The organism is Halomonas halocynthiae DSM 14573 (assembly GCF_000425725.1).
Lineage (GTDB): Bacteria > Pseudomonadota > Gammaproteobacteria > Pseudomonadales > Halomonadaceae > Halomonas > Halomonas halocynthiae.
Map to the genome: position 1 here is coordinate 303880 of NZ_AUDZ01000013.1, position 20063 is coordinate 323942.

22 protein-coding genes and 1 pseudogene are annotated in these 20063 nt (G+C 55.5%); 12 read left to right on the plus strand and 11 right to left on the minus strand.

Features of this window, described 5'->3' with window-relative positions; genetic code table 11:
* Window positions 1-129 precede the first annotated feature (129 nt).
* The 3 genes from glnE to H616_RS13950 all read left to right on the plus strand — a co-directional run bounded on the left by glnE (window position 130) and on the right by H616_RS13950 (window position 4489).
* A complete protein-coding gene (glnE, locus tag H616_RS0101440; RefSeq protein WP_027965771.1) occupies window positions 130-3111 on the plus strand; it encodes a bifunctional [glutamate--ammonia ligase]-adenylyl-L-tyrosine phosphorylase/[glutamate--ammonia-ligase] adenylyltransferase in 2982 nt (993 codons plus the stop codon).
* A gap of 63 nt (window positions 3112-3174) precedes the next feature.
* Complete coding sequence (gene aroQ / locus H616_RS0101445; protein WP_027965772.1) at window positions 3175-3621, plus strand: type II 3-dehydroquinate dehydratase; 447 nt, start codon at window positions 3175-3177, stop codon at window positions 3619-3621.
* A gap of 37 nt (window positions 3622-3658) precedes the next feature.
* Entirely contained in the window at window positions 3659-4489 is an 831-nt protein-coding gene (locus H616_RS13950; RefSeq protein ID WP_084155625.1) for an ion transporter, read from the plus strand.
* Between the two features lie 2 nt (window positions 4490-4491).
* On the opposite strand, the gene H616_RS0101455 is transcribed toward H616_RS13950, so the two are convergent.
* Both H616_RS0101455 and H616_RS0101460 read right to left on the minus strand, forming a co-directional pair.
* Window positions 4492-5751 (minus strand): ammonium transporter, encoded by a 1260-nt coding sequence (locus H616_RS0101455; RefSeq protein WP_035572259.1) that lies wholly within the window; start codon window positions 5749-5751, stop codon window positions 4492-4494.
* 50 nt (window positions 5752-5801) lie between these two features.
* Complete coding sequence (locus tag H616_RS0101460; RefSeq protein ID WP_027965774.1) at window positions 5802-6140, minus strand: P-II family nitrogen regulator; 339 nt, start codon at window positions 6138-6140, stop codon at window positions 5802-5804.
* 349 nt (window positions 6141-6489) lie between these two features.
* Here H616_RS0101460 and H616_RS13955 point away from each other — a divergent pair, with 349 nt between their 5' ends.
* From H616_RS13955 to H616_RS0101475, 3 genes and pseudogenes are all read left to right on the plus strand, one after another.
* Window positions 6490-6783, plus strand: a complete 294-nt coding sequence (locus tag H616_RS13955; RefSeq protein WP_051233883.1) for an accessory factor UbiK family protein — start codon at window positions 6490-6492, stop codon at window positions 6781-6783.
* 96 nt (window positions 6784-6879) lie between these two features.
* Window positions 6880-7728: pseudogene (locus tag H616_RS13960) on the plus strand (YifB family Mg chelatase-like AAA ATPase); the annotation flags it as partial.
* Between the two features lie 329 nt (window positions 7729-8057).
* Window positions 8058-9578 carry a hypothetical protein gene (locus H616_RS0101475; RefSeq protein WP_050712864.1) on the plus strand — a complete coding sequence of 507 codons (1521 nt, stop codon included), beginning with the start codon at window positions 8058-8060 and terminating at the stop codon, window positions 9576-9578.
* A 110-nt stretch (window positions 9579-9688) separates the two neighbouring features.
* Here H616_RS0101475 and H616_RS13965 read toward each other — a convergent pair whose 3' ends face one another.
* The 7 genes from H616_RS13965 to merT all read right to left on the minus strand — a co-directional run bounded on the left by H616_RS13965 (window position 9689) and on the right by merT (window position 13368).
* A complete protein-coding gene (locus H616_RS13965) occupies window positions 9689-10183 on the minus strand; it encodes a bile acid:sodium symporter family protein (protein ID WP_246638315.1) in 495 nt (164 codons plus the stop codon).
* A gap of 104 nt (window positions 10184-10287) precedes the next feature.
* On the minus strand, window positions 10288-10491 hold the full coding sequence (locus H616_RS15640) for a hypothetical protein (RefSeq protein WP_169516148.1): 204 nt from the start codon (window positions 10489-10491) through the stop codon (window positions 10288-10290).
* A gap of 5 nt (window positions 10492-10496) precedes the next feature.
* Window positions 10497-12146, minus strand: coding sequence for a mercury(II) reductase (gene merA, locus H616_RS0101490; RefSeq protein ID WP_082051506.1), 1650 nt, complete (start codon window positions 12144-12146; stop codon window positions 10497-10499).
* Window positions 12139-12378, minus strand: a complete 240-nt coding sequence (gene merF, locus H616_RS0101495) for a mercury resistance system transport protein MerF (protein WP_027965777.1) — start codon at window positions 12376-12378, stop codon at window positions 12139-12141. The genes merA and merF (H616_RS0101495) overlap by 8 nt, the downstream gene beginning before the upstream one ends.
* A gap of 73 nt (window positions 12379-12451) precedes the next feature.
* On the minus strand, window positions 12452-12628 hold the full coding sequence (gene merF, locus H616_RS13970) for a mercury resistance system transport protein MerF (RefSeq protein WP_240470511.1): 177 nt from the start codon (window positions 12626-12628) through the stop codon (window positions 12452-12454).
* Between the two features lie 79 nt (window positions 12629-12707).
* Window positions 12708-13004: a mercury resistance system periplasmic binding protein MerP gene (gene merP / locus H616_RS0101505; RefSeq protein WP_022519794.1), complete on the minus strand. Its 297-nt coding sequence runs from the start codon at window positions 13002-13004 to the stop codon at window positions 12708-12710.
* A 13-nt stretch (window positions 13005-13017) separates the two neighbouring features.
* Window positions 13018-13368 (minus strand): mercuric ion transporter MerT, encoded by a 351-nt coding sequence (merT, locus tag H616_RS0101510; protein WP_027965778.1) that lies wholly within the window; start codon window positions 13366-13368, stop codon window positions 13018-13020.
* 73 nt (window positions 13369-13441) lie between these two features.
* Here merT and merR point away from each other — a divergent pair, with 73 nt between their 5' ends.
* Entirely contained in the window at window positions 13442-13888 is a 447-nt protein-coding gene (gene merR / locus H616_RS0101515) for an Hg(II)-responsive transcriptional regulator (protein WP_006911920.1), read from the plus strand.
* 78 nt (window positions 13889-13966) lie between these two features.
* Window positions 13967-15268, plus strand: a complete 1302-nt coding sequence (locus H616_RS0101520; RefSeq protein WP_027965779.1) for an ISL3 family transposase — start codon at window positions 13967-13969, stop codon at window positions 15266-15268.
* Here the strand turns inward: H616_RS0101520 and H616_RS13975 are convergent.
* The gene (locus H616_RS13975) at window positions 15265-15750 is read right to left on the minus strand and encodes a hypothetical protein (RefSeq protein WP_231125682.1); all 486 of its coding nucleotides are present in this window, start codon (window positions 15748-15750) and stop codon (window positions 15265-15267) included. The two genes, H616_RS0101520 and H616_RS13975, sit on opposite strands and share 4 nt — an antisense overlap.
* Window positions 15751-15955: 205 nt before the next feature.
* Between H616_RS13975 and H616_RS0101530 the strand changes: the two genes are divergently transcribed.
* From H616_RS0101530 to H616_RS0101545, 4 genes are all read left to right on the plus strand, one after another.
* A complete protein-coding gene (locus tag H616_RS0101530; RefSeq protein ID WP_027965780.1) occupies window positions 15956-16870 on the plus strand; it encodes a cation diffusion facilitator family transporter in 915 nt (304 codons plus the stop codon).
* A gap of 113 nt (window positions 16871-16983) precedes the next feature.
* Window positions 16984-17661, plus strand: coding sequence for a DsbA family protein (locus H616_RS0101535; protein ID WP_022521292.1), 678 nt, complete (start codon window positions 16984-16986; stop codon window positions 17659-17661).
* Window positions 17661-18650: a M23 family metallopeptidase gene (locus tag H616_RS13980; protein ID WP_051233885.1), complete on the plus strand. Its 990-nt coding sequence runs from the start codon at window positions 17661-17663 to the stop codon at window positions 18648-18650. The genes H616_RS0101535 and H616_RS13980 overlap by 1 nt, the downstream gene beginning before the upstream one ends.
* Before the next feature lie 111 nt (window positions 18651-18761).
* Window positions 18762-19544: a ZIP family metal transporter gene (locus H616_RS0101545; RefSeq protein WP_027965781.1), complete on the plus strand. Its 783-nt coding sequence runs from the start codon at window positions 18762-18764 to the stop codon at window positions 19542-19544.
* Window positions 19545-19572: 28 nt separating this feature from the next.
* Here H616_RS0101545 and H616_RS0101550 read toward each other — a convergent pair whose 3' ends face one another.
* Window positions 19573-20031, minus strand: a complete 459-nt coding sequence (locus H616_RS0101550; protein ID WP_082051477.1) for a MerR family transcriptional regulator — start codon at window positions 20029-20031, stop codon at window positions 19573-19575.
* Between the last annotated feature and the right edge of the window lie 32 nt (window positions 20032-20063).

Sequence of the window (20063 nt, forward strand, 5' to 3'; positions counted from 1 at the left end):
TGCACTAACGCCTGAACTTACGCGACCCAGGCAGGCTAAGCGCCTGATGCTTATCGCTTGCTTTGGCTGGCCGTTCGCGCCTGTGCTTGGGTATGCTGAGGTTGTTTTCCTTCTGCAAGCGAGCTCCCCATGGCCTTACCTGATGATTTCCTGCCGCTGGATAGTGTTCCCGAGTCGCTGAGAGGTGTGCTGAGGCATGCTGAGTCTCGTTTACGGGAGGCGCTTGAGCAGGCAGACAATCTTGCCGAGTTGCAGAGTGCGCCCGCTCCCAGCGAGCGCTGGAAAACGCTGTCTGATACGCGTCGAGCTGAACTGGCGCGGGTTTTGGTGGTTTCCGATTACGTGCTGGACTCACTGGCGCGCTATCCCGAATTACTGTTTGAGCTGCAGGCCAGTGGTGAGCTGACGCAGCCGCTGCCTGATCTGGGTCAGGCGCTGGCGGAGTGCTTGGAGCAGGCTGAGGATGAAGCCAGATTGTATGCGGTGCTGCGCCGTTTTCGTCGGGTACGCATGCTGGGCATCATATGGCGCGACTTAATTCGCCCGCCGGGCAGTGATATGTGGGCAACCGCGGCGGCGGTCTCACGCCTGGCTGAGGTATGCCTTGAGTCGGCGCTGGGTTGGCTTGAAGCGCATTTATCCTCGCGCTGGGGATATCCTCAGCTGCAACCGGATGGTAAGTCTCAGCGGCTGGTAGTGTTGGGCATGGGCAAGTTGGGGGCCGGCGAGCTTAACCTGTCATCAGATATTGATCTGATTTTTGCGTTCCCTTCCGTAGGTGAGACCCATGGAGGGCGCAAGTCTCTCGAGCATCAGGAATATTTCACCAAGCTGGGTCAGAAGTTGATAGGTGCGCTGGACGCCATGACCGCTGACGGTTTTGTGTTTCGCGTTGATATGCGCTTGCGCCCGCTGGGTGACGGCGGGCCGCTGGTGGGAAGCTTTGCATCGCTGGCAAGCTACTATCAAGACCAAGGGCGCGAGTGGGAGCGTTACGCCTTGCTCAAGGCCCGGCCGGTGGCCGGTGATATTGCTGCCGGGGAAGAGCTGCTCGATACCTTGCGGCCTTTTGTCTATCGCAAGTATATCGATTTCGGTGCGATTGAATCGCTGCGTGAACTCAAGGCGATGATCAACCGGGAAGTGCGTCGCAAGGGCATGCAAAGCAATATTAAGCTGGGGCGTGGTGGTATCCGCGAAATTGAGTTTGTGGCGCAGGCTTTCCAGCTGATTCGTGGTGGGCGCGATACAGAGTTGCAGGTTACGTCGTTGAAGTTGGCACTGGAGCGACTGCCTAGTTTGAACCTGTTGCCGCCCAGTGTAACCGACGAGCTAATGCCAGATTATGTTTATTTACGTGACCTAGAACACGTGTTGCAAGCCAGAGAAGACCGCCAAACCCAAACGCTACCAGATGATGAGGAAGGGCGCTGCCGCGTGGCCTTTGCCATGCACCAGCCCGACTGGGCGGCGCTGAGTGAGGTGCTCGATACTCTGCACGATCGAGTGCGCCGTCATTTCGATGCGGTCATCGCTGACCCTGAAGACGAATTCGAAGAAGACAGCCAGGCTGTCGATGAGGGTAATGGTGTTGCGTTGGAGCAGTGGCGCGTGCTGTGGCGTGATGATCAGCCTGAGGACGATGCCTGTGCCTTGCTTGCTAAGGGCGGCTTTCATCACCCAGCAGACAGCCTTAAACGGCTGCGTACCCTGCGTGACTCGCGCGCGGTGCAGTCTATGCAGCGTATCGGCTATGCTCGCCTAGATGCGCTGATGCCGCTATTGCTGGATGCCGCCGCCGTCAGTGAGACGCCTGATCGTAGCCTAGCCAGCGTGTTGCCACTGGTCGAAGCCGTGCTACGGCGCACGGCTTATCTGGCCTTGCTGCGGGAAAACCCAGGTGCGCTTGATCACTTGATGCGGTTGTGTAGCGCCAGCCCTTGGATCGCCGAGCAATTGGCACGTCATCCTATTCTACTTGATGAATTATTAACGCCAGAAACGCTGTATACCCCGGCAGATCGGCAGCGGCTGGCCGATGAGCTTCGTCAGGCCTTGGGTCGGATTCCAGAAGATGACGAAGAAGCCCAGTTAGAAGCCCTGCGTATTTTTAAACATGCTCAGGTACTTCATGTGGCAGCTTCAGATATTGCGGGTACTCGGCACCTGATGAAAGTGAGTGACTACTTAACCTATATCGCCGAGGTGATTCTTGATGCCGTGTTAGTGATGGCTTGGAAGCACCTCACGCGTAAACACGGCTTTCCTGAGCGCCACGACGGTTCGCGTAGTGGTCAGCAGCCAGACTTTTTGATTGTTGGTTATGGCAAGCTGGGGGGCATTGAACTGGGTTATGGCTCCGACCTTGACCTGGTGTTTCTGCATGATGGGTCGAGCCAGGGGGCAACCGACGGCGCGAGACCTATCGATAACGCCGTTTTCTTTACTCGGCTTGGTCAGCGCATTATTCACTTGCTAACCGCGGTGACTCCCACGGGGAGCTTGTATGAAGTGGATATGCGCCTGCGGCCTTCCGGTAACTCTGGCTTATTGGTCGCAAGCCTTGATGCGTTTGCCGAATATCAGCGTAAGGAAGCCTGGACCTGGGAGCACCAGGCGCTAGTGCGGTCTCGGGTGGTCGCGGGTAGTCCTGACGTAGCAGAGCGCTTCGAGCAGCTGCGCGCAGAGGTGCTGGGGCGCGAGCGATCGTTGACGGATTTGCGCCGTGATGTGGTTGAAATGCGTGAAAAAATGCGTGGGCACCTAGGCGGCAAAGCGGCCCCTGGGATGTTTGATCTCAAGCACGATGCGGGCGGTATGGTGGATATCGAATTTGTGTGCCAGTTTGCGGTGTTAGCCATGGCTCATGAGACGCCCGAACTGCTTGAGTGGAGTGATAATATGCGGATTCTCGATACCCTAGAGGCGAGCGGTAGACTATTGCCCAGTGAGGCTGATGGATTACGAGACGCTTACCTGGCTTGCCGAAGCGGGGCCCATCGAGCCTCGCTTATCGGCCAGCCAGCCCAGGGCGACGTGGCCGCCTTTGCCGCTCACCGCGAGGCAGTCGCTGCCTTATGGCATAAATTGCTGGCGTCAGAGACAGCATGAGATGCTAACTATCAAATCAGCTAATGCATTGCTGTATTACTTCTGCATATCTAGGAAGCACACATGAACAAGGTACTGGTTCTGCACGGCCCTAACCTCAACCTGCTGGGGACTCGGCAACCTGAAATTTATGGTGATGAAACGCTGGCCGATATCGATAATGGGCTACGCGAGCAAGCAGTATTGGCTGGCTGGGAGGTCACTTGCCGGCAGAGTAATCACGAGGGCGAATTGATCGACTGGATACATGCCGCGCGTCTCGATGCTACGGCGGCAATCATTATCAATCCTGCCGCTTATACCCACACGTCAGTCGCCATTCTTGATGCGCTTAATGCTTTTGAAGGGCGGGTGATTGAAGTTCACTTGTCTAATGTGCATAAGCGAGAGGCGTTTCGTCATCATTCTTATGTCTCGCTGCGTGCTGATGGCGTGATTGCTGGGCTGGGTAGTCAGGGATATCAGGCTGCGCTGAGCGCATTGATAGCCAGCGAGAAGCCTAACGCGTGACGTGGCGATGGGGGTGGTGCGTTAAGAGGCGGAGTCCATGAAAGAAAATCTATCAGCATTTCAGCTGATGATTCTGGTGTTGTCTTTTTATGTCATTGGCGCGCTTGCTGTAGACGTGCTTTTTGACTTGTCTGACGAAATGTCGCAATTGCTGCACTACATCGATTTGGTGGTGTGCTTTTTCTTTTTCCTCGACTTTGCTATTCGTTTTCGTGCGGCCCCCAGTAAGTGGCGCTTCATGCGCTGGGGGTGGATTGACCTATTGGCCAGCATCCCCGCTGGGCTACTGTTTGCTGGGCGTTTGGTGCGGGTGGTGCAGGTTATTAGAGTGCTACGGGCGATCAAGTCGCTGCATATGATCTGGCGTATCCTATTTCGCAACCGTGCTGAAGGGCTGTTTGCGTCGGTGGCGACGGCAACGCTGTTATTGGTCGCATTTGGCTCAATGACCATACTGCTGGTGGAAAGCCCCAATCCTGAAAGTAGTATTGATACCGCTGAAGAAGCGCTGTGGTGGGCTTTTGTGACTGTAACCACAGTTGGCTATGGTGACTACTACCCAATGACTACGTTAGGGCGAGTGGTGGCTGTGGCGTTGATGGTTGCTGGTGTCGGGCTATTTGGTAGTTTTGCTGCCTATATCAGTTCCTTGTTTATCGGCGATCAAGAAGACGAAAATGCTCGCCAGCACAAGGCAAGCCGTGAGCTAACGCGTCAGCTCTATCATGAGGTTGTTTCCTTGCGTAAAGAGCTCGATGCCCTGCGTGCGGAGTTGCCTGTAAGTCATGGGGCTTCCCCGCCACGAGCAACCCCTGTATCTGAGGTACCGCCTCGCGATCCGCCAGACAATACCTCAGATGAGTCCTGATACTACTTTCTACTGGAGCTGAACTCCGGATAGGCTTCTAAGCCGCACTCGGCCAAGTCTACCCCACTGTATTCTTCTTCTTCGCTGACGCGAATTCCCATGATGGCCTTGAGAGCTAGCCACACTATCAGGCTGGCTGAAAACACCCATCCACTGATGGCTAGAATGCCGACCAGTTGGGAGGAAACGTTGGCGTCTGCGTTGAACAGCGGTACTGCTAATACGCCCCAGATGCCGACGACGCCGTGAGCAGAAATCGCCCCAACGGGATCGTCAAGCTGTAGCTTGTCGAGCGTGACGATGGCGACGATGACGAGTACGCCACCTACGGCACCAATCAGTGTGGCGCCTAATACGGTGGGTGATAAAGGGTCAGCGGTAATAGAGACCAGGCCAGCAATGGCACCATTGAGTACCATGGTAAGGTCTGTTTTACGGAACCACAGTTTGGCTAGCAGTAGGGCCGCGATAACGCCACCAGCCGCAGCGGCGTTGGTGTTGGAAAATACCTGAGCGACATTGTTGGCTGACACGACATCAGAAATCTTCAGTTCCGACCCCCCGTTGAAACCAAGCCACCCCATCCACAAAATGAACATACCTAGCGTTGCCAAAGGAAGGTTGGCGCCGGGAATGGCAAAGATGGCACCGTCTTTACTATATTTTCCTTTTCGAGGTCCTAGCACCAACACACCAGCCAGGGCTGCTGATGCACCCGCCAAGTGGACAATGCCTGAGCCGGCATAGTCGAAATAACCCAGCTTATTCAACCAGCCGCCGCCCCAGGTCCAGTAACCGGAGACAGGGTAAATCAGCCCGGTCATGATTACGGTAAAGGCCAGGAAGGCCCATAGCTTCATGCGCTCAGCCACCGCCCCAGAAACGATGGACATGGCGGTTGCCACGAACACAACTTGAAAGAAAAAGTCGGCACGTTGAGCATAGTAGGGTGCATCATCGCCACCGGCCAATATCGTATCGAGGCTGTTTTCAGCGCCAATTAGCATGCCCAGCCGTGGTAGAACTCCGCCAGCGTCACTTGAGTACATGATGGCGTAGCCCACCACCAAGTACATGGTGCAGGCAATGGCGAATAGAGCGATGTTTTTGGTGAGAATCTCGGCGGTATTCTTTGATCTGACCAGGCCAGCTTCAAGCATTGAGAAACCTGCAGCCATCCACATTACCAATGCGCCGCAGATCAAAAAGTAAAATGTATCGAGCGCATAAGACAACTGGCTCAGCTCATTTAGTGCATTCATGTGTTTATCTCCGTAACTATGCCTTGTGGCAATCAAAAAGCTGTTTCAAATCACACCGCATCAGCGCCACGCTCTCCTGTACGGATACGAATGACATCTTCGAGAGCGGTCACGAAGACCTTTCCATCACCAATTTTTCCACTATTGGCTGCTGTACAGATCGCATCGAGCACGCTTTCTAGGCGTTCATCGTCTACGGCTGCCTCGATTTTCATTTTGGGAAGAAAGTCGACGACATACTCTGCGCCGCGATATAGCTCGGTATGACCCTTCTGTCGGCCGAAGCCTTTGACCTCTGTAACGGTAATGCCTTGTACGCCGGTGCTAGCTAGCGCCTCACGTACGTTATCGAGCATGAAAGGCTTGATGATCGCGGTAATCAGCTTCATTACGATTCTCCCAAAGGTGGCATAAGCGGCGGTGCCGCAATGGAGGGGTTCGCTAAGTCAATGCATAGTTCGTGCCGGAAGTTTTAAATGTTGTTAAAAAATCAGCATGTTAGAAAAATTCTTTGGAAGGCTTTTAACGTTTGTCGCGAAGCATTAGGTCAACACCAGACACGTGACAACCCTTTGCGCACCATTTTGGTGCGTAAAAGGCCTGTGCTGTCGTGTTGTCAGCCACATAGATAGGGCGAACCGATAGGACGCATAACAGGAATGCACAGAAGGCAGGCCTTGCGTATCCTGTGAACAGATTCATTTACTATTGCTTAGGTAGCGTTCAGGAGACTGCACCATGATCAGTCAGGATCGACTCAATCGTTTGGCTCAGCAGGTTGGTGAGCGTTTACAGGACTTTTCACAGGCGCCGGAAGACGCCCAAAAAAGCGTTCAGCAAGTGGTACGCAGTGCCTTTGATCGGCTCGAATTGGTATCCCGAGAAGATTTCGACATCCTGATGGATGTGCTGCAGCGTACTCGCAGCCGAGTCGAGGCGTTAGAAAAACAGGTGGTTGCGTTGGAGGCGGCGCTGGAGGCCAAGACAGCCACGGAGACAGAGACAGGCACCACAAAACGTTCTGAGGGCTGATTCAGAATCACAGAATCCGATTGAAAAACAGATATTGGTGCGCGTCTCTCGCTGCTCTGGTCTAGGCTTTGAGCATATCTAAGCGAGGGAACGCTGATGACACTAGCGATTATTCGCACTCGAGCTGGCCTTGGTCTTGAGGCCCCCGAGGTGCTTGTAGAAGTTCATCTGGCCAATGGCCTGCCTGGCATTACGTTAGTGGGTTTACCCGAAGCAGCGGTTAAGGAAAGTCGTGAGCGTGTGCGTAGCGCGTTGATTAATGCTGGCTTTGAGTTTCCATTACGCCGTATTACGTTGAATCTTGCGCCCGCCGACCTGCCTAAGGACGGCGGGCGTTTTGATTTGCCAATTGCGTTGGGCTTGCTGGTGGCGTCGGGCCAGATTCCTGCTGACGCGCTTGATGGTATGGAGTGCACTGGTGAGCTGGCGCTGGATGGTGGCCTGCGTTCAGTACAAGGCGTATTGCCTTTTGCGCTGGCGACACGCCGCGCTGGGCACCGGCTGATTGTACCTGCCGCCAATGCCGATGAAGCGGCATTGGCTGGCGATGTTTCGGTTTACCCTGCGAATCACTTGCGTGACGTGGTGGCGCACCTGCTGGGCCAAGTACCAATTGCAGCGCATGTGATGTCATCACCGCCTCAGCAAGTGTTAGCAGATATTGCTGATCTGAGTGATATCCGTGGCCAGTTCCAAGCGCGCAGGGCATTAGAAGTGGCGGCGGCGGGAGGCCATAACCTGTTGTTTTGTGGCCCACCGGGTACGGGCAAAACCATGCTGGCGAGTCGCTTACCCGGCATCCTCCCGCCGCTGAGTGAGGAGGAAGCGCTGGAAGTGGCGGCGGTACGCTCGGTCAGCGGTTTACCCATTACGGCGGGCTGGGGGCAGCGGCCTTTTCGCACGCCGCACCATACGGCCAGTGCTGTGGCCTTAGTGGGCGGTGGTTGTCATTTCCAACAATTGTTGCGACTAAACAATAATTGCTGCGACAATCTCTATGTTGAGTTTACATAGAGTGCGCCTTTGTGACCGTTTCTCTTAAACAATCCAGAACCTTTAGCTTCCATGATGGCACCCTAAAAAACGAGGCAGAGCGCTTGGTCGTTTGGTGGTACGGGCCTATATTTAAGAACAATCGCTTACGAAGCGTCCCTAAAATCCATATCTTCTTAAGAACCATCGACCATGAAAATAACTTAGGAGGCGTGATGAGACGTGAGACTGTCTTAACGCATCTTGGGCTATTGAGAATAGGGTCAGTATGGGAAAAGGGCGTGAGTAGCTCGCGTATTGCCTACGAGGAAAGAAAATTCTCCGTTTCTTTTTCTCCAGGCGGCTGGCGAATTGTCACCTTAGATGATTTACGACAATCAGGACGAAGCCTCTATACCGCTTTTCATGACTCGAACTACTTACCCCAGAAAAATCAGCACAAAACATACCTGATTGAATTTGACCTTCCAGATGGCAAACACTTGCTCATCCCTTGCACAGAATTTTTTATTCGCGTTTACGGCCGATCTTCTGAAATCAAGCGAGTGCTCGCCACTTACCCTTGGGAAGAAGTCAAAAAACGTCTTTATCGACCGCTTGATGCGCCTGCATCCCCAGGTACGTGGCCTGTCAAATTTACCTATCATGTTCATAAACACGATGCCATTTTGCTCGCGCATATGTTGTACGATCCGTATGCCAAGCGCGCTGCAAAATATATATATTCACAATTTGAAACCAGCTCCACGCCAGATGAGATGCTTTTAAAAGCCACCCCATGGTTTCAAGGCAGCGGGGAAATCTCTGTTTCTGGCGTTCCAATTGATGGTGGCAACACATTCCTAGGCTTGCAGATATTAGGCTGTACGCAGCCCGATGGTGCCACGATCCACCGCGAAAGAGAGAAGTCAACGACAGTACCAGCCACCGATGGCGATGATGCTCCCACTCAATTTCCCTATCATCAGCTTCAAGACATCCCCGATGTCATTGACCTGACGGATGATGAAGAGCCCGACCATGGCTCTTCTTGGCTAGACCTTCCTGAGGACGAATTCGTTATTTTAGGTAAGCCTCGCGCCGTCTTGGATAAACGATATACTCGAAAAAATGTGCCCGATACACGAGGCGTCCCCGTTCCGGGTGACGAAACTATTTTCTCCACTGGGGAGCCGCATGGATCAGGAAAAGGGGTCGGACAGGCCTCTATTCATGCTCCTATTACACTGGAATCACAGGGCTTTCTACGTGATATGTGGAATGCGCTTCTCTATTTGCAATCGGCCTATCCCGAAACGATTCGTGGCGTTAGCTGGTTTACCTTTGAAGACGGCTTTAGCACTTCCCCCGACCCTCGGTTGATCAGCCTCGAACCTTTCGAAATAGACGAGGAGGTGGAAACGTCAGTCGCTAATTGGGTTTACATTGATACTCAGACCAAGGTACCTCGCGGGGTGCTCGTCGTTCGGGTGCATGTGTTAGATCAAACGCTCTATCTCATGGAGATCCAACGACGCCCTCCAAAACCCAGAGCTGGCGGTAGCGAGGAGGCATCCAAGCCTCCTTCCTATAAAGGTTTAGTCTTCACGCTGAGCCACCAAGGCAGCTTCGAGCAGTGGTTACGCCAAGTGCTGTCTAACGTGCGGCACGTAGAAGGTGTTGTCCAAAAACTAGTTGGTCACTGCCCAGGATTCGCCGATACGTTCAAGCACCCTAAATCCAAAAAGGAACAGATACCCTGCGAAGCCTCTGTGTTAAATGCTTTTAGCAAGGTCAGTATTGGTCGCAGTGACTTAGCATAGGTACTATTTGCCACCTTTATGAGTAGCGGTGTCTGTTTTGTCGCTAAGAGCAACCTGTACACCCCGTGTGCAGGTTGCTCTTCTGACGAAGAGCCGATACGGCCATCCCTTCAGTGGCGGGCGAGGATCTTCGCTGCGATGGGCGAAGTGATCATTTGAATCACGGCAAAAAAAGCGGCTGGAATCGCGATCTCTGATGGCAAGCCGGAAACAGCGACAAACGCTGCAGCGATGCTGAATTCCTTTTTACTGACCGTGAAAAGATAGGTAATCACCTCTTTGCGATCAGAGGTGAGTAACCGTGAGGACATACCTACCAGGTACCCAATCAAATTGAGGCACAGGGCCGCGCCCGCAATCACAAACGCATACCAGCCATAGCCAATGATCGTGGTGGCATTCGGCCCGACCACGGCGAGTAGGATCAGCAGATACAGAATCGACCCTATCCCTGCATACGCTGAATCATGCCGTGCAAAGAAAGCCGAGAACTTTGTACGCAAGCTGACCCCAATCACGGTAGGAAGAAGCACGATTAGTGTTAATTCAAGAATAATTGATCCAAGCGGCACGTCTAACTGAAGGCCGGTGAGCCATAAAAACAGGGGGTATCCGGATTATCTGGTTGGTATGCGAGAGAGAAAGGTGGCCGACAAACTCAACCCACAACGGATTAGCTGGTTGATGGCTCGCTCAGTACGCTCACTTGCTAGAGAGCAGATACTTCACCAAACAGGCGATGCCCAGGACCAGCAGCAATAGTAGGGCAATTCCGATCACTGGCATTATCCAGCCCATCGCCCCCATCATCCCGCAATCGGGTAGTGTCGTGTTCATCGTGACAGAGCTCCCTGTGGTGTCCATGCCCAAAACCCGTGGTGCCGCCGCCCAGTGGCACCACGGTCGCGCTCATATCGTTCACCCGGCACAGCAGGACAACTGCGTCACATCCTTGGTGAAAGTCTGGGCACAGAGCTTGAGCCCTTCCACCATGGTCAGGTAGGGAAATAGCTCATTGGCGATGTCGTGTACGGTCATGCGTGCGCGTAGCGCCATCACCGCCGTCTGGATCAGCTCACCGGCTTCCCCCGCCACCGCCTGCACCCCCAGCAACCGGCCCGAGTCGCGTTCGGCCACCAGCTTGATGAAACCACCGGTGTCGAAATTCACCAGCGCACGCGGCACGTTTTCCAGGTCCAGCTCGCGGGTATCGACGCTGAAGCCTTGCTCGATGGCCTCGGCTTCCGTCAGGCCGACGGTGGCCACCTGGGGGTCGGTGAAGATCACCGCCGGCATGGCGCTCAGGTCCAGGGTGGCTTCGCCCCCGGTCATGTTGACGGCAGCCCGGCTGCCCCCGGCGGCGGCGACATAGACGAACTCCGGCTGATCGGTGCAGTCACCGGCGGCATAGAGCCCCGGCACCGTGGTGTGCAGATGCTCATCGACCAGAATCGCCCCACGTGCGGTTTCCACGCCGAGGCTCGCCAGGTTCAGGGCCTCGGTATTGGGTGTCCGTCCGGTGGCCACCAGCAGTTGATCCGCCCGCAAGGTGCCGGCGTTGGTATCGACAATGAATTCATTGTCGGTGTAGTCCACGCGGCTCGCCTGGGTCTGCTTGAGGACCTCGATGCTCTCGCGGCGAAACGCCGCCTCCACCGCATCCCCTACCGCCGGGTCTTCCTGGGAGAGCAGGCGGCTGCGGGCCAGCACCGTGACCCGGCTGCCCAGCCGGGCGAAGGCCTGGGCCAGTTCCAGGGCCACCACCGAGGCGCCGATCACAATCAGCCGCTCGGGAAGGGTGTCCAGGGCCAGCGCACTGGTAGAGGTCAGGTAGGGGGTGTCGGCAAGACCCGGGATCGGCGGTACTGCCGGTCGGGCGCCAGTACCGATTAAGGCGCGGTCGAAGTGGACGACCTGCTCGCCGCCCTCGTTCAGCTTGACCATCAGGCTATGGGCATCGATAAACCGGGCCTCGCCGTGCAGGACCGTGATGGCCGGGTGGTCGCGCAGAATCCCCTCGTACTTGGCGTCACGCAGTTCCTCGACACGTCGCTGCTGCTGCTCGAGCAGCTTGGCCCGATCCACCACCGGCGCCTGGGCGCTCAGGCCTGCATCGAAGGGACTTTCCGTACGCAAGTGGGCAATATGGGCCGCGCGAATCATGATCTTCGAAGGCACACAGCCTGTATTGACACAGGTACCGCCGACGGTGCCGCGTTCGATCAGGGTGATCCGGGCGCCGCGCTCGGCGGCTTTCAGGGCCGCCGCCATGGCGGCGCCGCCGCTGCCGATCACCGCGATGTGCGGGGCGTCTTCATCACGGCCCTTGGACACCGATGCGCCTGCCGGGGAAGTGGGCCCACTGTTGGCCAGTCGAGCTTGGTAGCCAAGTCGGGTCACGGCAAACGTCAACGCCGAGGCCGGTGTCTCCGGATCAACGGCTACCGATGCCGTCCCCTGAGGATAGGATACCTCCACCGACTGCACGCCGGGCAGCTTCTCCAGGGCTTCCCTGACATGATCCGCACAGCGGTCACAGGTCATGCCACTCACGTTGAGTTCAATCATCACGTTTCTCCGAGTCTTCATTAGTAAAGCCGGCATCCTGCTTCCGCTTGTGGTATCGCGCGTAGAGAGGTAAGCCGATGGCCAGGGCGGCAAACAGCAGGTAATCGAGATAGCCTGCCAACGCGGCCAGGCCCGCCGTACCGAATAGCACCAGGGCGATTGGCGCGGCGCAACACAGCACCATCAACCCGGTGCCAAGCACGACGCTTAAAAATTTCTGCGAATCTTTCACGCTTATTCCTTCACCGTGGCGGGCAAGCTCGTAAACAACTCACCCGATGACCGCGATGTGCAGCTGCTTGATGTCACTCAGGGGGCGTATTCCTTGATTTGATAGAGCCGTTGTCACAACAGGCGTCGAACTGCTTCTTACGCCAAATCGCATAAATGGTCAGGCCGATGAAGAAGGCCAGGGCCGGCAATAACACAACGTCGAGATAGCCCGTCAGCCCCGCCAGGCCCACCGTGCCAAGCAGGATCACCAGGATCGGCGTAAAGACAATGCCACCAGGACGGTGCCGATCACGCTCACGCGCAGCAGGGGCTTGGGATTCTTCATGATCACTCTCGATCCGCTTGCGAGGATGTCGGGGTTGATGGATACCCAGCGTTGATGGTGGCCTCGGTCAATGCCTCCACCGACGTTCGGGCGTCGTCAAAGGTGACCACGGCCTCGAGATCCGCGTAGCTCACGTCGACTTGCGAGACGCCGTCCACCTTGTTGAGGGCGGCCTTGACGGTGATCGGGCAGGCGGCACAGGTCATGCCCGGCACCGACAGCGTCACGGTCTGCAGGGCCGCTAAGGCGGGCGTGCTGAGCAGGGCGAGTAGCGCGATGAAGGCGAAACGAGCTTTCATGGTAGATCTCCTTTTAATAGAACAGGGGCAAGATGTAGGGGAATACCAGGGCGATTAGCACCAGCAGCGATACGAGCCAGAAGATCGCCTTGTAGCCCGTCCTGACCCGTGGCACGGCACACACCTCTCCCGGCTGGCACTTTTCCACTGGCCGAAAGACGCGACGCCAGGCGAAGAACATCGCCACCAGCGCGACGCCGATAAAGAGCGGGCGATAGGGCTCCAACGCCGCCAGATTGCTGATCCAGGCGCCGGAAACGCCCAGCGTGATCAGCACCAGCGGGCCGAGGCAACACGCCGAGGCCAGGAGGGCCGCGACTCCTCCGGCGGCCAGGGGCCCTCGCCCCGTTTTAGATGTCCGCATTGACGATTCTCCTTTCGGGATGGGGGGAGCTACGATAAGGTTACTTCCGTAGCTTGGTACGGAGTCAAGCATCATGAAGAGACATGCAGATAAAGTGGCGGACACCATGACCATTGGCGGCCTGGCCAAGGCGGCCGGCGTCAATGTCGAGACAATCCGCTATTACCAGCGACGAGGGCTATTATCGGAGCCCGAACGCCCTCCCGGAGGTATTCGACGCTATAGTGCCGCCGATATCGACAGGTTGACGTTCGTGAAAACGGCGCAGCAGCTGGGCTTTAGTCTGGATGAGATCAGTGACCTACTTCGGCTGGAAGATGGCGCCCACTGTCAAGAAGCCAGTGCTCTCGCAGAGCACAAGTTAGGGGACGTTCGCGAGAAGATCGACAGGCTTGAAAGAATTGAGAAGGTGCTGAGCGAAATGGTCGACAGATGCCATGCACAACAAGGCAATATCACTTGCCCGCTAATTGCGTCATTGCATGAAGGGCTCAGAGAAGCAGAAGACCCAAGGGAGTAACTCACCTTCAGTTCGTTGAAAACAACGCGGTCAAAGAGTCGCGATCATCTATGGACCATGTCGACAAGGAAAGTTTGCATGACTAGCTTGCCTGACAACATCCTTCACCTTCCCGAGTACCACGTCCTAGGCACCAAGATGGAAGAGCATGATCTCCACTACCAGGTCGAAGCTCCTGAGCCTCTAGCTTGCGAGGAATGCGGCGTTGAGAGTGAGTTTGTCAGGTTCGGCAAGCGCGATGTGGCCTATCGCGACCTACCCATCCACGGAAAGCGGGTCACCCTCTGGGTGGTCCGTCGCCGCTACACCTGCCGGGCGTGTGGAAGGACGTTCCGGCCAGCTCTTCCGGAAATGGTAGACGATCACCGCATGACGCGGAGGCTTTACAACCACGTCGAGAAGGAAGCCTTCAATCACCCCTACGCCTACGTGGCTGATACCACGGGCCTCGACGAGAAGACTGTCCGCGAGATATTCAAGAAGAAGGCTGAGTTCCTGGCAGCCTGGCATCGTTTCGAGACACCCCGCTGCCTGGGGATCGACGAGCTGTACCTGAACCGCCGCTACCGCTGCATCCTGACCAACCTGGAGGAGCGTACCCTACTGGACCTGCTGCCCGGTCGCCAGCAGGACGCGGTGACGAGGCGCCTCATGAGCATGACCGAGCGCCACCAGGTCGAGATCGTCAGCATGGATATGTGGAAACCCTACCGCCGTGCTGTCCAGGCGGTACTGCCGCAGGCTCGCATTGTGGTCGATAAGTTCCATGTGGTGCGGATGGCCAACGAAGCCCTGGAGAAGGTGCGTAAGGGACTCAGGAAGGATCTGAAGCCAAACCAGCGGCGGACCCTCAAGGGCGATAGGAAGATCCTGCTGAAGCGTGCCCACGACGTTTCAGATCGCGAGCAGCTTATCATGGAGACATGGACAGGGGCCTTCCCTCAGCTCCTGGCGGCCTACGAGCACAAGGAGCGGTTCTACCACATCTGGGACAGCACCACCCGGCGTGATGCCGAAAAGGCGCTGGCCCGCTGGATTGACGACATTCCACAGGGGCAGAAAGAGGTGTGGAAGGATCTCGTCAGCGCCGTCAGCGGATGGCGCGAGGAGGTGCTGGCCTACTTCGAAACCGACACCCCAATCACCAACGCCTTCACGGAGTCGATCAATCGGCTGGCCAAGGACAAGAACCGCGATGGCCGGGGCTACTCATTCGAGGTGATGCGGGCCCGGATGCTCTACACCACCAAGCACAAGAAGAAGGTGCCGCAGATCAAGGAATCCCCCTTCCTGGGCAAGGCCACCATGACCTACAGCATGGGTCTTCCCGAGCCTGAGAAAAACTACGGCGTCGATCTATCAACCTTCTGGGAGAGTTAAGGGTTCGAAGGAGCAAGGGGGCTCCATCTACCACTTAATCCGGATACCCAAAACAGGAAGGGAACAATAAACGGACATAACGCGGTGTTGACTGCGTTGAAAACAGCGGCAAGCGCCACATTGCCTTTTGCCATCAGTACCAAAAGAGGAGAGGACACATCTGTCGGCAGCGTGCCGAGCAAGGTTTGGCCAGCAGCCAGCGGGCCGCTTCCAAAAAATAGACGGCCCGTTAGCCACCCGGCAATCGACATAGGCCCATAGACCAGCCCCAATGCCAACAACTGCCGTGACGGCTTTCGGAACACGATGCGCACTGCATGCGCATCGAATGTGAGGCTGATAATCAACATCAGTAATGCCAGTAATGGCCCAATCGCGAACTTAAGCATTATTCCGGTGGCCGGAAAGAGTAAGCCTCCCCCCGCGACGACGATTACAAACCAGACAAGGTGCGCCTCGACAAAATAAATGAATCTACCCATGGTGGATTAGACGTTACCGGTTGAAGTGGATTGAGCCCCGCACCTAAAACATGATCACCTTCGGCCCAGCGCGCCATGGCTCGCTTGGTAGCTAGGGACGTGCTTCCCAATCCAGCGATGCAAATAGATAATGCTCAAGGGTTGAAGCTTTAGTTGCTAGAGGTTTTATAGTACCAAGAACAGATAATTCGAGAGAAGGTAACAGATGGGACATCATCATGATCATCCCCACATTGATCCTGCCTCTGGCGACCGGCGCGTCAGCATCTCCATTTGGGCCAATGGGCTCTTAACCATCGCTCAAATCGTCGGTGGCATTATGGCGGGGAGCCTATCGCTGATCGCTGATGCGTTACATAACTTTTCTGACATGGCAGCATTAGTCATTGCCTTTGCTGCTCGTAAAATCGCCAGACGGCCTGCCGATGTGCATATGACCTTTGGCTATGGCCGCATCGAGATAGTGGCAGCACTCATCAATTACACCACCCTCATTATTGTCGGTGTCTACCTGATTTACGAAGGCGCTATGCGGATGGTCGATCCCCCTGAGATAGAGGGATGGACGATCGTGATTATTGGTGGCGTCGCGCTCGTCGTCGATGCCCTTACCGCCATGCTCACGTGGTCAATGCAAAAAGAGAGTGTCAATATCCGCGCCCTTTTTCTGCATAACTTATCGGATGCGTTTGCCTCCATCGCCGTGATTATCGGTGGTTCGCTTATTTTACTGTACGACATGCGCTGGGTAGACCCCGCGATCACGATAGGGATTGCGCTATATATTCTTTACCTAGCCTTCTCTGAAATTGGCGGCCCTATCCGTACGCTAATGCTGGGATCTCCCCCGGACATTGACGGGCAGGCAGTCGTTGAGACCGTACGAGATATCGAGGGAGTCCAGGATATTCACCATGTGCATCTATGGCAGATGCAGGAAAACATGGCAGCCCTTGACTGCCACGTGGTTCTGACAGAAACCGGCTGGCAGCAGCTTGAATCCGTCAAAGCAGAGATCAAGGAGCAGCTTAAAATGCGCTTCAGTATTGCTCATTCCAGCCTAGAGTTTGAGCATAGTGACCACGCGCATCAAAATGCCAATCTATATGGGCATGAGTGACAGACCGAGGCCGGCTCCCAGCTCAGGTAGATAGCGAGCAGCTTACTCCCATAGCGATTGGCTTATTTTTCAACCCTACTTTTCCACCCCATCGTTGAGACAGAGAGAGAAACATGTTCAAAAAAGCGTCTTTTATATTGGCCGGTACGTTAATGCTGACCGCTGCGATCGTCGCCGTATCGAAGCCTGCCCTCTTAGACATGCAAGCTCAGGCAGCAAAAGAGAGCGGTGTCCAGGCCGAGGACTCCTTGGTGCGTTCACACTCCCCCATCTTGGGACGAGAAGACGCGCCGGTGACGATTGTGGAATTCTTCGATCCGGCTTGCGAAGCCTGCCGTGCTTTCTATCCCCTGACAAAAAGTATTCTGGAAACCTACCCAGAAAAAGTGCGGCTCATCGTGCGCTACACTCCTTTCCACGGCGACGTATCGGACAAGGCCATTCGGGTATTAGAAGTTGCTCGTCGTCAGGGCGTCTTTGAACCGGTACTGGAGAGGCTGCTGGCTCGCCAGGATCAATGGGCTTCACATGGCAGTTTTGATGAATCCGCTATCCTCGATATCGCGAGCCAAGGAGGCCTTGATTTAGCGGCTGCCGAAGAGCAACTGACTTCTGCTGAGGTGCAGGCGGTGATTGACCAAGACATGGCGGATGTCAGAGCCAATCAGATTCGCCAAACACCTACCTTTTTTGTCAATGGCGAGCCTTTAGACCCCTTTGGTATGCAAGAGCTGATTGATGCCGTCGAGAGTGAAGTAGCGGAGATCTCTGGGGAAGAGGATGGCCAGTGATGCAGCGCTGGTGGTTACTAGGCTTGGTGGGCTTTTACCCCTTGCTAGCCGAAGCCAATTGGCAAACGCATCTGTCATTGCCTCCGTCTGAACTTAGCCCTGTCAAGTTACAGGCGGCTAGCGAGCAAGAAGGCACATTACCGCTCGATAGCGTTGATACCCTAACCTTTGGGCGTGATGTCGTCATTGATACCACCCTCTACGAGGCCTTGGCAGCAGAAGGTGTCCCAACGCGTTTCGCCACTAAACTGGAAACACTGCTCAGCGAGTTTATCGCAGCGCCGCTGGAGTTTTCTGGCAGTGAACGTATTCAATTAGTGTGGGAGGAAGATCGACGCCAGGACGGCGCCCGTGTTGGGCCACCACGCCTCAGTTATGCCGCTCTGCCTGATCAGGCAGAGCCCTTGGAGGTCATATGGCCGGTCACCCAAAAGGGGGACGTAGCTCTTTTCAAAAGCGACACCCTGCTAGGCACGTTGCGGTTGCCCGTGCTTAGTGCCCGCTTAACGTCTCGCTTTGGGAATCGGCGACATCCTGTGTATGGAGGGATGCGTCCTCATAATGGAATTGACTTGGCTGCGCCGACAGGAACGCCGGTCATTGCCACCGCACCTGGGCGCGTATCCTTTATGGGTCGCCAAGGGGGATATGGGCAGGTGATCGAGGTGGAGCACGACACAGGGGCAATCAGTCGCTACACACACCTTAGCCGATTTTCCCCACAGCTAGTGGTTGGGGATTTAGTCAATGCGGGAGAGTCGCTCGGAGAGGTAGGTGCCTCTGGGGTCGCCACGGGGCCCAACCTACATTACGAAGTGAGAGTCAATAACCAGCCTGTTGACCCCCTTGGTCAAGGTCAACGCATCATGCTAGGCGAACAGCCGACTCAAAGTGAATATCAAGCGTCACTTTACGAGGCAAGAGATCGCTTAGAACAAGCTATCGGTACGGCGTCACTTTATGACTTGATCTCGTTTAACGAGCCGTAACCACTCGTGCTTAACAACGTTGCATGGGGGTTAGTAACGTGAACGTGCGCTTGTCTCGTTATGGAACCCAAGCCGTGTAATCACTCATCTATCACAACACAGGTAATCGGTATGGAAGAGGTTTCTCCCGTCACCATGGGGGTATTGGCAAGCCTTGCGGCGGGCTTGATGACGGCTGTAGGGGCGCTTCCTGTCTTGTTTACCAAAACACCGAATCGTGGTGTTCGCGATTTAGCGTTGGGGTTCGCCGCTGGTGTCATGCTAGCGGCCTCTTTCTTCTCACTGATCATACCCTCCTTAGAAGCCTCGGAGCTGCGTTATGGCGGTAGCGTGGTACCTGCTGCCATTGCTTGTGCGGCCATTTTGCTAGGGATTGGAATGGTCGCACTACTGAACGAGCTCTTACCTCATGAGCACTTCGAACAGGGGCGAGAAGGGCCAGAGGCTGCCTCACTACGCCGTATCTGGTTGTTTATTATTGCCATTACGATACACAACCTGCCAGAAGGGCTGGCCGTTGGCGTGGCCTTTGGCGCAGGGGGAAGCGAAGGAGGCATGCCGCTAGCGATTGGCATTGGACTTCAGAATGCCCCAGAAGGACTGGCCGTAGCAGTATCACTGCTAAGCGTGGGCTATTCACGTTGGCGGTCATGGACGATTGCCGCCCTTACGGGGCTTGTTGAGCCGTTGGGTGGCTTATTAGGCGCTGGAGTCATCAGCATGTCACAAGCGCTACTGCCCTGGGGGTTGGCCTTTGCAGCGGGGGCGATGTTGTATGTGATCAGTCATGAGATTATTCCCGAAACTCATCGGAGCGGGCACCAAAAAAAGGCCACGCTGGGCCTCTCCATCGGATTGGTACTCATGCTGTTTTTGGATGTTTCGCTGGGCTAACCATTGGGCGTGGGGCGTAGCGTTAGTGCTAACCCAAGTCGTGAGCCCCTCCGTGCGATTTTTCAGTGATACAGAGCTGATGATCACTGATGACCTCAATGATTCGGCAGCTTTCCACTTTACCACCGGCACACTGTGTGACCATCCGTTGAAGCTCCTCACGCAGTATGGACAGTCGTTGAAGGCGGGACTCCACTTTCTTTAGGTGATGCGTGGCGATGGCATCGACTTCTTGGCAAGGCATATCAGGTTGATCTGACATGGCCAAAAGCTCTCGCACTGACTCCACCGAAAAGCCAAAGTCACGGGCATGACGAATAAAGGTCAAGCGCCGCACAGCGTCGTCTCCATAGCGGCGCTGTCCTCCGCCGGTTCGTGTCGCATCGCGCAACAGCCCAATACGCTCGTAATAGCGAACCGTTTCAGGTTTGCAATCGGCTCGTCGTGCTAACTCACCAATGCTGATACTTTGCCCCATCATCGACATGGTAAAACTCCTTACGCAGGGCTTGAAGCTGT

What these genes read in the sequence shown, in the direction of transcription:
- merP (WP_022519794.1), bottom strand. Translation starts at nt 13,004, where the DNA reads ATGAAAGCTCGTTTCGCCTTCATCGCGCTACTCGCCCTGCTCAGCACG.
- H616_RS0101460 (WP_027965774.1), bottom strand. Translation starts at nt 6,140, where the DNA reads ATGAAGCTGATTACCGCGATCATCAAGCCTTTCATGCTCGATAACGTA.
- H616_RS15640 (WP_169516148.1), bottom strand. Translation starts at nt 10,491, where the DNA reads ATGAGCGCGACCGTGGTGCCACTGGGCGGCGGCACCACGGGTTTTGGG.
- glnE (WP_027965771.1), top strand. Translation starts at nt 130, where the DNA reads ATGGCCTTACCTGATGATTTCCTGCCGCTGGATAGTGTTCCCGAGTCG.
- H616_RS0101455 (WP_035572259.1), bottom strand. Translation starts at nt 5,751, where the DNA reads ATGAATGCACTAAATGAGCTGAGCCAGTTGTCTTATGCGCTCGATACA.
- aroQ (WP_027965772.1), top strand. Translation starts at nt 3,175, where the DNA reads ATGAACAAGGTACTGGTTCTGCACGGCCCTAACCTCAACCTGCTGGGG.
- H616_RS13975 (WP_231125682.1), bottom strand. Translation starts at nt 15,750, where the DNA reads ATGGGTAGATTCATTTATTTTGTCGAGGCGCACCTTGTCTGGTTTGTA.
- H616_RS0101550 (WP_082051477.1), bottom strand. Translation starts at nt 20,031, where the DNA reads ATGTCGATGATGGGGCAAAGTATCAGCATTGGTGAGTTAGCACGACGA.
- H616_RS0101520 (WP_027965779.1), top strand. Translation starts at nt 13,967, where the DNA reads ATGACTAGCTTGCCTGACAACATCCTTCACCTTCCCGAGTACCACGTC.
- merR (WP_006911920.1), top strand. Translation starts at nt 13,442, where the DNA reads ATGAAGAGACATGCAGATAAAGTGGCGGACACCATGACCATTGGCGGC.
- merA (WP_082051506.1), bottom strand. Translation starts at nt 12,146, where the DNA reads ATGATTGAACTCAACGTGAGTGGCATGACCTGTGACCGCTGTGCGGAT.
- merT (WP_027965778.1), bottom strand. Translation starts at nt 13,368, where the DNA reads ATGCGGACATCTAAAACGGGGCGAGGGCCCCTGGCCGCCGGAGGAGTC.
- H616_RS0101545 (WP_027965781.1), top strand. Translation starts at nt 18,762, where the DNA reads ATGGAAGAGGTTTCTCCCGTCACCATGGGGGTATTGGCAAGCCTTGCG.
- H616_RS13950 (WP_084155625.1), top strand. Translation starts at nt 3,659, where the DNA reads ATGAAAGAAAATCTATCAGCATTTCAGCTGATGATTCTGGTGTTGTCT.
- H616_RS13980 (WP_051233885.1), top strand. Translation starts at nt 17,661, where the DNA reads ATGCAGCGCTGGTGGTTACTAGGCTTGGTGGGCTTTTACCCCTTGCTA.
- H616_RS13955 (WP_051233883.1), top strand. Translation starts at nt 6,490, where the DNA reads ATGATCAGTCAGGATCGACTCAATCGTTTGGCTCAGCAGGTTGGTGAG.
- H616_RS0101530 (WP_027965780.1), top strand. Translation starts at nt 15,956, where the DNA reads ATGGGACATCATCATGATCATCCCCACATTGATCCTGCCTCTGGCGAC.
- H616_RS0101535 (WP_022521292.1), top strand. Translation starts at nt 16,984, where the DNA reads ATGTTCAAAAAAGCGTCTTTTATATTGGCCGGTACGTTAATGCTGACC.